This is a genomic window from Paludifilum halophilum (assembly GCF_002245355.1).
GTDB lineage: Bacteria > Bacillota > Bacilli > Thermoactinomycetales > DSM-45169 > Paludifilum > Paludifilum halophilum.
The window spans coordinates 70,431-84,452 of the sequence record NZ_NOWF01000001.1; the positions used below are offsets into that span (position 1 = coordinate 70,431).

Here is a 14,022-nt window from a genome sequence, read left to right on the forward strand (position 1 = left end):
CGCCGAACGGCTTTTGGTCATCCTTTTGACAAACCCCCGTTATAAACGGGGGTTTGTCGTGTTTTATCCGGGACTGGGAAGAATTTTAAGCACGGTTTCTTGCAAGCTTCTCAGACGATCGTGTATACTAGTGATAAGTGACTTGTGCGGTTTTTGGGTGAACTACAATTGAATACAGGAGGAATTTTTTTTGACAAGAAACAACTCACGAAGCAAACTATCGATTTTTGCTCTCGGTGGGTTGGATGAAATCGGGAAAAATATGTACGTGGTTCGATATGGGGACGATATCGTCGTCATTGATGCCGGTCTGATGTTCCCCGAGGAAGAGATGCTCGGCATCGATGTAGTTATTCCGGACATTACGTACTTGGTTGAAAACCGTGAGAAGGTGCGCGGAATTCTTTTGACTCACGGGCATGAAGACCATATCGGAGGGCTTCCTTACATTCTGCGGGAGTTAAATGTGCCGGTATACGGTACCAAGCTAACGATGGGACTGGTAGAGCATAAACTTCGGGAGGCCCATCTGTTGAACCAGACGAAACGGATTCTGGTCAACAACCGCTCGGAAATCAAGTTGGGCTCCATGAAGGCCACTTTTTTCAAAACGAATCACAGCATTCCGGATTCCGTAGGTGTTTGCCTGGAAACTCCGGAAGGGAACGTGGTGCACACCGGTGACTTTAAATTCGACATGACTCCGGTCAATGGCCAAGCTGCGGACATGCATAAAATGGCTGAAATCGGAAAGAAAGGTGTTGTATGCCTTCTATCCGACAGCACCAACGCGGAACGCGCCGGCTTTACAGGTTCGGAGCGCAATGTCGGTGAAGCGTTGGAAGAAGTGTTTCGCAAATCCAAGCAGCGAGTGATTGTGGCTACCTTTGCCTCTAATATCCATCGGATCCAGCAAGTAGTCGATGCGACTGCTTTGTACAATCGGAAGCTGGCGGTTATAGGGCGCAGCATGGTCAACGTGGTCAATATCGGGATGGAATTGGGGTACCTGCGAGTCCCGCCGGATCTTCTGATCGATCCCGATGAGATCAATCGGATGCCCGCTCACAAAGTAGCGGTCATGTCCACGGGAAGCCAGGGGGAACCTATGTCTGCTCTGACCCGGATGGCTCATGGGTCCCACCGCAAAATCGAAATTTTACCGGGGGATACGGTCATCTTGGCGGCGACCCCGATCCCGGGAAACGAGAAGTTGGTCGCCCGCACCGTCGATCAGCTGTTCCGGGTAGGGGCTAACGTCGTTTACAGCACTAACTCCCAACACGGAGTCCATGTCTCAGGTCACGGTTCCCAGGAAGATTTAAAACTGATGCTCAACCTGATGAAGCCCAAATTTTTTATCCCGATTCACGGTGAGCACCGCATGTTGCGGGCTCACAGCCAACTCGCCGAATCAGTAGGTATTCGTCCGGAAAACATCTTTATCAGTGACAATGGGGATGTTGTGGAATTCTCCGGCGGAAAAGCTCGTTACGGTTCCAAAGTCGCGACTGGTAATGTCCTGATCGACGGATTAGGCGTAGGAGATGTCGGTAACATCGTCTTAAGAGACCGTAAGCTACTGTCTCAAGACGGAATTTTAGTAGTTGTAGTCACCCTCAGCAAAAACAACGGCAAGATTTTGTCCGGACCGGATATTATCTCCCGCGGCTTCGTCTATGTACGCGAATCAGAAAAACTGCTGGAAGAAGCCAACCGCATTGTCACCCAAACGATGGAAAAATGTGCGAATGAACGTGTCAGCGAATGGGCGACCCTGAAAACGAGCATCCGTGATGCTCTGAGTCGGTTCCTTTACGATCGGACCCGGCGTCGACCGATGATTCTTCCGATTATCATGGAAGTATGATCAAAAACCTTCATGGTTTCAAAGCCGTAACCCCTTACTGCCTAGGGATTACGGCTTTTTTCATGCCTAATGGAAAGATTATATTATGAATATATTATCATTTTGCTGAGTTGGGATTCCGATGTCAACCGCCGAATGACGATTAAGGAGAGACTTTTGTATAATATTTTCTGTTGAAGTGAAAGCTGTACTTGATGATTCGATCAGGGGGGTGACACCCGTTGAGACACTTAATGGCCTGGATCATTAAGTTTGCGCTGACAACCTTTCTTCTTTTTGTGATTCTGGGTGGATTTTATGATGTATCGTTTACGGATGTTTTTTTGTTGAGTGTTCTCTTGACTGTATTGGGTTATGTGGGAGATGTGTTTATTTTGCCCCGAGTGGGTAACCTGGCGGCTTCTTTGGGCGATTTTGGACTGGCTCTGATTATCATCGGATGGATGGGTTTTTACCGTTTTGATGAAGATGTATCCCTGATTGGCGCTTCCCTTATCAGTTCATTCGCGATCGCTGTCGGTGAATGGTTTTTTCATAAGTACATGAAAAACACCATTTTAGAAAGAGAAGCGGTCTCATAAGTTTTCATCGGTTTCTCCTCATCTCCAAACCGGGAAAAGAAATTCATCCCCAAAACCAAGCCCCTCTCACCTGAGAGGGGCTTTTTCCATCATATCTTTCACGTATTGGGCAAGATTTTTCGGCGGGAAGATGAGAAGAAGCGCATATAACATCTTGATCAGCGATTCTTACTGCATCGGCACCTGGTTGTCGGGGGAAGCGGGTTGATACATGCCTAACATGGCATTTGCCGTGTTCTGGGGCATGGTGGGCACTTGGTAATATCCTCGTTGATTCATATATTGGAAGGTTTCATACGCCTGATCCCCACAGTTTACAGCTCCCTGAGTCAACATGCGGCGAATCTGGGGATCTGCACATTCCAGAGAAGCGAGCATTCGCAAATTTGCGGAGGATTTGGCGCATCCCAACATACCGGAGGCGATATCGCGGTCAGATAGTTGTTGACCCGAGGGATTGGGAGCTGTCGTGCCGGGATTATCCACACCGTAAACGGGGGCGGATCTTTGACTCGATTGAAAAGCTTTGGACGGACGGCCTTGTAACGGGGCCATTTGACCCAAAGCCTGAACCATTTGATTATATTCCTGGTTCATAAACTGAATTTGATGGTCCAAAATGTTGGCCAACTGGGGATCCTGAACGTGAGGGCGATACAACTCAAATTGATTGATCCCGTCAACCGTATCGCTCAAAACTTCATGGATTTCCATCACTTCATGTGCACCTAACTGGGGACTCATTCCATCATCTCCCTTGTTCGTTTACATCGTCATTTCATCCGTACCATGTGCAGTTTCGAAAAAAAATACACCGGCACACGTGAATTCATGTTCAAAAGCTTTTTAAAAACTCTTTTTTTCAGCGATGGTTTTTTCACAGTTCTTTTTGGGGGAAGAGTCCCGCAGGTAAGCGGACCAAAGCCAGATACCGCTGGCGCCTAATGGGACGGTTAACAGAAACCAGGGCGGGAAGTAAGAGTCTTGCCAGTCGACCAACCACCCAAATAGAGCAGGAGCGGTTATAATAGCGATTTGATTAATGGTCAATGCGTAGCTGACCGTCAGTCCGATGGAACGGCGGCTGGATCGTTCGGCAACTTCTACGATGAATAAACTGTACCACCCGATTCCGAAGAAGCCCAACCAACCACAGAGGAAGAATAATGTCCAGACCGGTAAGTAGGGGGATACCGTACATAAAAGGATAACCCCGATAACAGACGACCAGATGCTCAGGATTAACGGGCGGATTCGATCACCCTTCCACACGGTGTCACTCAACCAAGCTAACGTCATGCGCCCAACCATACCAAAAAATAGACTGACGGCAAGCATTCTCCCCGCTGAAACCAGCGATACCTCGATCGTGTTTTTCAAAAAAAGGACCAGATGGGCTACCAACACCATTTGCAGAGAGACCAGGAACCACCCTGAACAAAGCAGAGGGTACAATGGTTTTTGCTGAAACAATCTTTTTAATTCGTCCCATAAGCGGTAATCCTCTTTGGTTTCCGTCTCTTTTGTCTTCGGATTTCGGTAAATAAATAGGAACAGGAAACCACCAGTAATGGCTAAAGCGGCTTGTAACCAAACAGCCGTTGCCCAGTGATATTGGATGCTGAGAAAGGGGATGCACAAACCGGCCAAGGCTCCACCGATGGGAATCCCCGCTTGGCGAATGCCCATGGCTAAACCTCTTTGTGCAGGAGGAAACCACTGAACCACCACTTTGCTTCCGCCTGGCTGTGCTGTTCCATAATGGATTCCTACAAGGAATAGAAGAAAAAGTAAGGTTTCATAACTGCTGAGAAAGCCAGCCAAACCCATGGTGAGTCCGAGTAAAAGGGATCCGCATCCGATGATCCACCGCTCTCCATACTGATCCAACATCCGACCCACAAACAACATGGATAGGAGTGGGCCGATGTTTACCACAGAAACAAGCAATCCCGCCTGAGTTTGTGACAACGAAAAATCCTGTTGCCAAATGGCGGCTAAAGGGCCGATGCCATAAGTGACAAAAGTGGCGGATGCTTGAGACCAAGTGGCCAGTCCCAAAACCACCCAACGAAATGGAAGGGGTCTGTTAGAGGGTAAGAAACGGATTACAATCTCTCCTTTTTGATTGTAGTGTATGGGTTGGGTGCTATGATGTAAAATGATTAAATCAGATGTACGATATCACTTATATTGAAAACAGAGGTGAGTTCCGTGGACGTTCGTGACCTGCAGATATTCCAGTCGGTAGCCCGACATCAGAGTGTAACCAAAGCGGCACAAGAATTGAACTATGTACAGTCCAATGTAACCAGCCGTATCAGCCGATTGGAAAAAGAATTGGAATCTCAATTGTTTTATCGAAATGGAAGAGGGATGGTATTAACCTCCGCCGGACATATTCTTCTCCCTTATGCCAATCAAATCTTGCAATTGATGACCGAAGCGAAAAATGCATTTTTTTTGCCCCGGGGCCCTTTAAAACTCGGTTCTACAGAATCAACAGCCGCGGTGCATCTTCCCGGACTATTTATGGAATATCAACGGATTTGCCCCGATGTCGATGTGTCACTAACTACGGCTTCATCGGAGCAATTGATCGAGCAAGTGCTCCGTTATGAATTGGATGGCGCGTTTGTGGTGGGTCCTGTCAACCATCCGGATTTAAAATCGTCTGTTTTTGTAGAAGAGGAGTTAGTGTTGATCTCCGCTTCTGATCAGGTCATCCAGTCTGCCGATGATCTCGGAAAACAGACGATTTTAGTCTTTGATTCGGGATGTTGTTATCGTTCCAAATTGGAGCAGTGGTTCAGGGACGAGGGTATCCGTCCCATCAAGCGAATGGAGCTGAATACGTTGGATGGGCTGTTCGGCTGTGTGAAGGCCGGATTGGGGGTTGCCTTGGTCTCACGCTCAGTGGCCCGGGAATATAACCGCAGGCAAATGATTCTCCACTCCGTTCCCCGGGAGTACAGATATGCTGCAACTGTTTATATTCAGCGGGACGACATTCAACGTACCCCTGCTTTGGTTCATTTTCTGAATCTTATGAAAAAGCAAGCGGTATAGAAGAATGGATTGTCAGCGTAAAAGTCAGAGTCGAGTCTTTGGATGATGGAGGTGGTTGGGGCTTTTTCATATGGGGCATGGTATAATAATTGCGAGGTGATAAACTTAGTGATACAGAGAATCATGCATGTCAACACTTTTACAAATGAACCGTTTTCGGGAAATCCGGCCGGGGTGTGCGTGATGGCCGAACCACGGGATGAATTGTGGATGTCAAAGGTAGCGCAAGAAATGAATTTGCCGGTCACCGCCTTTCTGTTAAAACAGGAAGAGGGTTATCGCATCCGGTGGTTCACACCAACGAAGGAGATCGATCTGTGCGGGCATGCCACTTTGGCCAGTGCACACATCTTGTGGGAACAGGGCCTTTCAAAACCGGATGAAACCCTTCGCTTTCATACCCGGAGCGGTGTTTTAACAGCCGACCTGGAAAACGGATGGATCAAGATGGATTTCCCGGCACAACCTGTGCAAGAGAGCGCGCTTCCCACTCTTGTCGAGCAAGCGCTGAACGTTCCTTCACCCTCCGTTCAGTTCACAGGCAAAAATTCCGCGAAATATCTTGTTGAATTGGAATCAGAAGATCGGGTGAGAAACCTGAAACCGGATATCGGGTTGCTGAAAACCATGCCGTTCAAAGGCGACCTTATCGTCACCGGCCGTGGAACTTCGAAAGAATACGATTTCGTTTCCCGCCATTTTGCTCCCCAGTCGGGGATTGATGAAGATCCGGTTACCGGTTCCGCCCATTGTGCTCTCGGTCCTTATTGGGGAAAGAGACTGAATCGAACGGATCTTTTGGCTTATCAGGTCTCTCGGCGAGGCGGTTTTTTACAGGTACATACCAGCGGGGATCGGGTTTATCTGAGTGGTCGGGCGATTACGATCATGCGGGCCGAGTGGTTGGTTTAAAAGAGATTTCGAAAGAGGGGTTCTCCGGAACGCCTCTTTTGTATGGGAGGAGGGAGAGAGGGTACATACTAGGGAGGAACAAAGGGGGGACAACTATGGAAAATAAACCCGCTGTAGAACCGGCTCAAAAACCAAAGCCGGGAATTCAGCCGCAGAAGAATCCGGAGCCCAACAAGGGACCGCAGAAAAATGGTAATGATAAAAAACAGAAAGGAATCATGGATGCCATTCAGGAACTGGGACAAAGCAATGTACCCCAGCTGAATTCCAACATCTACTGTTTATCTGTCATCGGCCAAGTGGAAGGCCATCTGGTGATGCCGGCACAAAATAAGACTACCAAGTATGAACACATGATTCCGCAGATTGTGGCGGCGGAGCAGAACGAAAATATCGAAGGGATGGCTGTGATTCTGAATACGGTGGGCGGAGATGTGGAGGCGGGATTGGCCATCGCTGAAATGATCGCCTCGATGAGAAAGCCCACGGTTTCTCTGGTTCTCGGTGGAGGACACAGTATCGGGGTGCCGATTGCTGTAGGGGCTGATGTTTCTTTTATCGCGGATACAGCTACCATGACGATTCATCCGGTCCGGCTGACCGGTATGGTTGTTGGCGTACCGCAGACCTTTGAATACATGGAAAAAATGCAGGATCGAGTCATCCGGTTTGTGTCCGACCATTCCAGCATTACGGAAGATCAGTTTCGGGAGCTGATGTTTCGTACCGGTGAATTGGCCCGGGATATCGGTACGAATGTGATCGGGGAGGATGCGGTCAAGTATGGTTTGATTGACCGGGTCGGCGGATTGGGGGATGTGTTGATGGAGTTGAACCGGCGGATCGAACTCAACCGGAACGGAGGCGTTGTTCAGTGATCTATTATTCGGTGATCCCGGCGGAACAGGCCTTGGTGGATGCCGACACTGAACAACCGGATTATCGGGAAGTGGAAGTGGAAGGGGTTTCGATGACAGTGGAGATGATCGGCCCCTCCGAAGGGCGGATCGTTCGATTGCTTTCACCGGATCCGCAGCATTATCTGAATCCCCGATTTCAGCCCGGGAATAGGGTGTCCGTTTCTTAAAAGTCCATCGCATTCTCCACTTTTTACCCTCCAATGCCTTATTGGAGGGTCTTTCCATGTTATAATAGATTTAACTTGACAAGGGGTTGTGAAGCGAAGGGGGTTCAGTATGGCGAACGGGAAAAGGAAAAGGCGGAAAAAAGGTCAAGGTCTATCGAAGCCGATCCTGTTTGAATTATACGGAATCTCCATTTTTACTTTGTCTTTGATGGCGATGGCGCAAATGGGGGCGGTCGGTCGTTCCTTAACGTATCTATCCCGCTTTCTGGTGGGAAACTGGGATTTTATCCTTCCCTTGGCGGGGTTGGTTTTGGCGGTCTATGTCATGGTGAAACGGAGATGGCCCGATCGTTGGACTTCCCGCTGGACAGGAGTCCTCCTGATCGTGATGGCCTTTCTCATTTATATTCATATTGAAACATTTGATACATTAAAAGCACAAGGCAACGACGGTCCTGTTCTGGCGACAACCTGGGAGAAAATTTTGCAAGAGCGGGAGTCCCGCCTCCCGACGGATATCGGGGGCGGTATGATCGGTGCACTGGGTTATTCCTTGTTCCGATATCTGTTCGATCAGACAGGAGCCCGAATCGCGGTCTTTGCTCTTTCCCTGGCCGGTGTACTGTTGGCGACGGGATTTTCGTACCTGGATCTCCTCCGCTCACTGCGCCAGTGGTGGAACGATCGGGTGCAGGAATGGAAAACGGCATTGGAGCGGCGTTTTTCCCGTTTGAACCGGGCTTCCTCAAAGAAAAAGCCTCACCGGGAAAAAAGCCGGATGTCGAAGGTCCGGGAGAAGGAACCTGCGCGGGAATCTCCTGACATTCCGGTTATTCACGATTTCTCGGAAAAACAAGAAGAAAATGATCCGCCGAAGGAAGTGGAACAGAAGGAATTGTTTCCTTCGGGCGAAGAGCCTTCTTCCGAGACCCGTGTGGCTCCTTCCAGACAGAACGCAGAGGAGAAAAAAGAAAAGAAAGAGGATCGATCCGATGCGGTTGTCGTTCAATTTCAGACGGAAAAAGAACTGCCGGAATACAAGCTTCCACCGTATACACTGTTGGACAAGCCGAAAAAAAACGGGCGAAATCGGGAACGGCAAGGGATGACGGATAACGCAAAAAAACTGGAAAACACTTTAGAAAGCTTTGGTGTGAAAGCCAAAGTGACACAAATTCACAGGGGGCCCGCAGTCACGCGATATGAAGTGCAGCCGGATACCGGAGTGAAGGTGAGCAGAATCGTTAACTTAAGCGACGATATCGCGCTGGCCTTGGCGGCTAAGGATATCCGCATCGAAGCGCCCATCCCCGGAAAGGCGGCCATCGGCATTGAAGTGCCCAATCCGGAAATCTCGGTTGTCAATCTCAGAGATGTGCTGGAAAGCTCCCAATATCATGAATCCTCGTCCAAGCTGTCCATCGCATTGGGCAGGGATATTTCCGGGGAGCCCATCGTCGGCGACTTGTCCAAGATGCCCCATCTGTTGGTTGCCGGGGCGACGGGAGCGGGAAAAAGTGTTTGCATCAATGATATTATCTGCAGTCTCCTGTATAAGGCCAAACCCAATGAAGTGAAATTAATGATGATCGATCCCAAAATGGTGGAACTCAATATCTATAACGGTATTCCTCATTTATTGGCTCCCGTGGTGACGGAATCCCGCCGGGCGGCGATGGCTCTTAAGAAAGTGGTGGCGGAGATGGAAAAGCGGTATGAACTCTTTGCCAAGTCTGGAGCCCGGGATATAGAGCGGTACAATCGGTTAATCGAAGAGAATGGCAAGGATGAGCCAACCCTCCCTTATATCGTTGTGATTGTGGATGAGCTGGCCGATCTCATGATGGTGGCCCCGGCTGAGGTAGAGGATGCGATCTGCCGGTTAGCCCAAATGGCCCGGGCGGCAGGCATTCATCTCATTATCGCCACGCAGCGGCCCTCTGTCGATGTCATTACAGGGGTGATCAAAGCAAATATTCCCTCGCGAATCGCTTTTGGGGTTTCCTCCCAGGCGGATTCCCGGACGATACTGGACTCGGGGGGCGCGGAAAAACTTTTGGGACGGGGTGACATGTTGTACCTTCCTGTCGGGGCGTCCAAACCGATTCGCGTTCAAGGTTCCTTCCTTTCGGATCGGGAAGTGGAATCCGTCGTCCGATATGTGAAGGATCAGCAGCGGGCCCGCTACAACGAAGAGATGATCCCGGAGGAAGTTGACGACAGAAGGGATGACGGGGAAGTGGAGGATGAACTCTTTCCCCGGGCCGTTCAGCTGGTGGTGGAGGCAAAAACCGCCTCTGTCTCTCTGTTGCAGAGAAGACTGCGAATCGGTTACACCCGCGCGGCCCGCCTGATCGATTTTATGGAAGAGAGGGGGATTGTCGGGCCTTACGAAGGGAGCAAACCCAGAGAAGTGCTGATGGGTCCGGAACAGTTACAAAAACAGCAGAATGCGTCGATGTAGCCCTTGGACAGAAAAGTGGAAAATCATATCCACACGTGATATAACCATAGAAGAGAAGAGAAAAGCTTCCCGGTCCAACGCGAATGATTTTCTCCGGCGCCGACGCGGGTGCCGGAGTTCTCTTTTTCGGATCGTTCGATCATCGGGATGCTTTTTTATCTCAAGGGGGTTATTGAAATGAAGAACAAAGGGTTGGGCGCTGGACTCTGGATCGTGCTTCTCGTTTTTGTGACGGCGTGTGGAAACACGGGTGGACCGGACTCCGGCTTTGATGCCGCATTCGTAACGGATGCGGACGGGTTGACTGACGGATCCTTTAATCAGACAGCCTGGGATGGGTTGAAAAGAGCGGAAAAAGAACTGGACGCCGATATCGATTATCTCGAGTCCAAAAAAGATGGGGATTATATCCCCCATTTGACCCAGTTTGCCCGGAATGATCGTGATATTATCTGGGGTGTCGGTTTTAAACTGGAAAAGGCGATTTCCGAAGTGGCTAACCGGTTTCCCGAAAAGAAGTTCGGAATGGTGGATAGTAACCTGGGCGGGAATATACCCGATAATGTTGTCGCGATTGCTTTTAAGGAAGAGGAAGGATCCTTCCTGATGGGTGTGATCGCCGGAAAGATGACGAAAACAGATAAGGTAGGATTTTTGGGCGGAATCACTTCCCCCGTGATTAAAAGGTTTGAATCCGGGTTCCGCGCCGGTGTACATGCGGTCAACCCCGATGCAGAAGTCTTGGTGTCTTATACGGAGGATTTTAATGATACAGCGAAGGGCCGATCCCTTGCAGCCGATATGTACAACGGCGGAGCCGATATCATCTATCAGGCCGCCGGCAAGGCCGGCAAAGGACTCTTCCATGAAGTGAAGACTCGGGAGCAGAACAAGTATTGGGCGATCGGGGTGGACAGGGACCAGTCTGCAATGGCCCCGGACCGCACGCTTACTTCGATGGTCAAGCGGGTGGATGTGGCTGTGTTTGATATCATGAAAGAGCTGAAAAGGGGAGCATTTGCAGGCGGAAAGGAAGTGAAGCTCGGTTTGAAGGAGGGAGGTGTAGCGATCGCTGAAACTTCCGATAAACACGTTCCCGAAGAAGTCCTGAAGGAGGTGGAAAATTACAAAATGAAAATTGTGAAGGGAAAAATCAACGTCCCTTCGACGGAAGATGATCTGAAAACCTTTAAAAAGAATCAATAACACGAAGAAGGCATGGGCTCGATTACTTTCAAGTTAAAAAGGGAGACATGGGACAGGTCGACAGAAAGTAAGCTGTCATTACAGAACGGATAACCGTGTATTTCAACGACGGTCCGGCTCGCAATATTTCAAGAGGAAAGGGTCATACTAAGAAGTGTTATGTAAACGGCGGATCCCCTTCCCGAGTGATCGGTTTCTTCGCTATAATGGAAAAGAGATCCGAATCGAAGAGAGGTGTCCTTGTGTCAGAAATTCGTTTTGAAACGATTCCGGTAGGAAATTTGCGCGTACACGTCTGTTCCACGGATAAATTCAAGACCAATCTGTTGTCGGCTATGGTCCAGCAAGAATTGTCCTCTTCCTCAGTCACCCGTCATGCTCTTCTTCCCAGTGTTTTGCAGCGGGGGACGGAATCTTATCCTTCCACTCTGCAGTTGAAGCGAAAGTTAGACGAATTGTACGGAGCGACGCTGTTTGGTGATGTGTATAAGCGGGGCGAACGCCACATTATGCAAATCGGTCTGGAGGTGCCCAATGAGCGGTACCTGAGGGATTCTTCCCCTTTGTTGGAGGAAGGAGCCGCTTTTCTGGGCGAGCTGTTGAATCGCCCGGTAATCGAAGGAAAAGCTTTTAAAGAAAGCTATGTTCACGCTGAAAAGAAGAACCTAAAGCAGAAAATTGAGAGCCTGCAGGATGACAAGATCCGCTATGCCGCCCAGCGCTGTGTCGCGGAAATGTGTAAAGGAGAACCCTTCAGCCTGTTTAACCACGGCCGCCTGGAAGATCTGGATTCCATTGATCCTCAAAACCTGTATACATATTACCGGGACTTGATTCGAACGCGTCCCGTGGATCTTTATTTTGTCGGTCATTTAACCGCGGATCAAGTCACCCGAATGGTGGAAAAACATTTTCCCACCCGGGATGGGCAACGACAAAGCGTTCCCGTGGCCGGAGTCAAACATTCAGTGGACCGGGTCAAGGAAGTGACCGACCGGCTCGATGTAAAACAAGGAAAATTAAATATGGGTTGTCGTACGCAGATTTCTATCCGGGATGAAGATTACGTCTCACTTTTGGTCTACAACGGTATCCTCGGCGGTTTTCCCCACTCCAAACTGTTTACCAATGTGAGGGAGAAGGCCAGTCTCGCGTACTATGCCGCTTCCCGACTGGAAAGTCATAAGGGAATCCTGACCGTTCAGTCCGGGGTGGAAATCGCCAACTTCCCCAAAGCGGTGGATATCATCAAGAAGCAGTTCGAATTGATGGAACAGGGAGAGATCAGCGATTCGGAATTGTCGCAGACAAAGGCGATGCTGATTAATCAGTTGAAAGAACGTCGGGATCGTTCAGCTGATTTGATTGATTTTCACTACCAAAACCTGCTCAGCGGAATGGACCGCTCATTGGAGAGTATCATCCGGGACGTTCAAGAGGTGAGCAAAGAGGATATCCGGAAAGTGGCGGACAACGTCCAGTTGGATACGATCTATTATTTGCGGGACAAAGGGGAGGGACCCGTCGATGAAACGCATTGAACACAAACAGCTGAAGGAAACTCTTTATTATGAACAGCTGGATAATGGATTACAGGTATACCTCCTGCCCAAGCCGGGATTTTCCAAAACCTATGCCACCTTTACGACGCGGTACGGTTCGATCGATAACCATTTTCAGATTCCCGGCGGGGATAAAATCCGGGTTCCCGACGGAATCGCCCATTTCTTGGAACATAAAATGTTCGAGGAAGAAGACGGGGACGTGTTTAACCGTTTTTCCGAACGGGGAGCTTCCGCTAATGCCTTTACCAGCTTTGACCGAACAGCGTACCTTTTCTCTACAACAGATCAAGTGAAAGAAAATCTGACCACGTTGATCGATTTCGTACAAAACCCCTATTTCACAGATCAAAATGTGGAGAAAGAAAAAGGGATTATCGGTCAGGAAATCCGCATGTATGAAGATAATCCCGATTGGCGGTCTTTTTTCGGGCTGATTGATGCGATGTATGAAAAACACCCGGTTGAAATCGATATTGCCGGTACCGTGGAATCCATCGCCGAAATCGACAAAGAAACCCTGTATACCTGTTACGAGACCTTTTACCATCCGAGCAATATGCTCCTATTCGTCGTCGGTCCTTTCGATCCGGAAGAGATCATGGATCTGATCCGTAAAAACCAGAACACCAAGGATTATCAGAAACAGGCGGAGATCCGGCGTTTTTATCCGGATGAACCGGAAAAGGTGGCTGAACCGCAAAAAGAAGCCCGCTTGAGCGTAGGCATTCCCAAGTGCTTATTCGGATTTAAAGAAAAAAATGTGGATCTGGAAGGGGATGAGTTGGTTCGTCAGGAACTGGCCACTGAAGTGATGTTGGAGGCGCTTTTCGGTTCAGCCTCGGATTTGTACCAGTCTCTGTACGACGATGGGTTGATCGATGACCATTTCGGTTATGATTACAGCTTGGAACCGAGTTACGGATTTTCCGTGGCCGGCGGTGATACTCCGGATCCCGACAGGTTGGTGGAGCGAGTCCGGGAAGAGCTTCCCCGTATTCTCGACTCCGGCATTCCGGAAAACGTTGTAGAACGAATCCGGAAAAAAAAGTTGGGGAATTATCTCCGCCATTTGAACTCTCCCGAATGGATCGCCAACCAGTTTATCCGATATCGGTTTGTAGGGTCGGATTTGTTCCAGGTGATCCCGCTGTTGGAAGAACTGAAGGCGGAGGAAGTGAATCGGCGCCTTTCGGAACATATCGATTGGGATCGGTTTGCCGTTTCGATTGTCCGTCCCCTGTAACCGGGTAAAAAAAGCGCCCCCCTGG

12 protein-coding genes are annotated in these 14,022 nt (G+C 49.4%); 10 read left to right on the top strand and 2 right to left on the bottom strand.

What is annotated here, in order from left to right; all coding sequences use genetic code 11:
• Positions 1-190 precede the first annotated feature (190 nt).
• A complete protein-coding gene (locus tag CHM34_RS00300) occupies positions 191-1,870 on the top strand; it encodes a ribonuclease J (RefSeq protein WP_094262597.1) in 1,680 nt (559 codons plus the stop codon).
• A gap of 221 nt (positions 1,871-2,091) precedes the next feature.
• On the top strand, positions 2,092-2,451 hold the full coding sequence (locus tag CHM34_RS00305; RefSeq protein WP_141201598.1) for a DUF2512 family protein: 360 nt from the start codon (positions 2,092-2,094) through the stop codon (positions 2,449-2,451).
• A 168-nt stretch (positions 2,452-2,619) separates the two neighbouring features.
• On the opposite strand, the gene CHM34_RS00310 is transcribed toward CHM34_RS00305, so the two are convergent.
• Together CHM34_RS00310 and CHM34_RS00315 are read right to left on the bottom strand one after the other, a co-directional pair.
• Positions 2,620-3,195, bottom strand: coding sequence for a spore coat protein (locus tag CHM34_RS00310; protein WP_094262599.1), 576 nt, complete (start codon positions 3,193-3,195; stop codon positions 2,620-2,622).
• Positions 3,196-3,297: 102 nt separating this feature from the next.
• Positions 3,298-4,518, bottom strand: coding sequence for an MFS transporter (locus CHM34_RS00315; RefSeq protein WP_240511798.1), 1,221 nt, complete (start codon positions 4,516-4,518; stop codon positions 3,298-3,300).
• Between the two features lie 147 nt (positions 4,519-4,665).
• Here CHM34_RS00315 and CHM34_RS00320 point away from each other — a divergent pair, with 147 nt between their 5' ends.
• From CHM34_RS00320 to yfmH, 8 genes are all read left to right on the top strand, one after another.
• Positions 4,666-5,520, top strand: a complete 855-nt coding sequence (locus CHM34_RS00320) for a LysR family transcriptional regulator (protein WP_141201599.1) — start codon at positions 4,666-4,668, stop codon at positions 5,518-5,520.
• Positions 5,521-5,643: 123 nt separating this feature from the next.
• A complete protein-coding gene (locus CHM34_RS00325) occupies positions 5,644-6,432 on the top strand; it encodes a PhzF family phenazine biosynthesis protein (RefSeq protein WP_206093737.1) in 789 nt (262 codons plus the stop codon).
• A gap of 95 nt (positions 6,433-6,527) precedes the next feature.
• Positions 6,528-7,310: a ClpP family protease gene (locus CHM34_RS00330; protein WP_094262603.1), complete on the top strand. Its 783-nt coding sequence runs from the start codon at positions 6,528-6,530 to the stop codon at positions 7,308-7,310.
• Entirely contained in the window at positions 7,307-7,519 is a 213-nt protein-coding gene (locus tag CHM34_RS00335; protein ID WP_094262604.1) for a YlzJ-like family protein, read from the top strand. The genes CHM34_RS00330 and CHM34_RS00335 overlap by 4 nt, the downstream gene beginning before the upstream one ends.
• Positions 7,520-7,628: 109 nt before the next feature.
• Positions 7,629-9,983 (top strand): FtsK/SpoIIIE family DNA translocase, encoded by a 2,355-nt coding sequence (locus CHM34_RS00340; protein ID WP_094262605.1) that lies wholly within the window; start codon positions 7,629-7,631, stop codon positions 9,981-9,983.
• Positions 9,984-10,160: 177 nt separating this feature from the next.
• Positions 10,161-11,189 carry a BMP family lipoprotein gene (locus CHM34_RS00345; protein WP_094262606.1) on the top strand — a complete coding sequence of 343 codons (1,029 nt, stop codon included), beginning with the start codon at positions 10,161-10,163 and terminating at the stop codon, positions 11,187-11,189.
• A 242-nt stretch (positions 11,190-11,431) separates the two neighbouring features.
• On the top strand, positions 11,432-12,730 hold the full coding sequence (gene yfmF / locus CHM34_RS00350) for an EF-P 5-aminopentanol modification-associated protein YfmF (protein ID WP_094262607.1): 1,299 nt from the start codon (positions 11,432-11,434) through the stop codon (positions 12,728-12,730).
• Positions 12,717-13,997: an EF-P 5-aminopentanol modification-associated protein YfmH gene (gene yfmH / locus CHM34_RS00355; RefSeq protein WP_094262608.1), complete on the top strand. Its 1,281-nt coding sequence runs from the start codon at positions 12,717-12,719 to the stop codon at positions 13,995-13,997. The genes yfmF and yfmH overlap by 14 nt, the downstream gene beginning before the upstream one ends.
• Positions 13,998-14,022 lie beyond the last annotated feature (25 nt).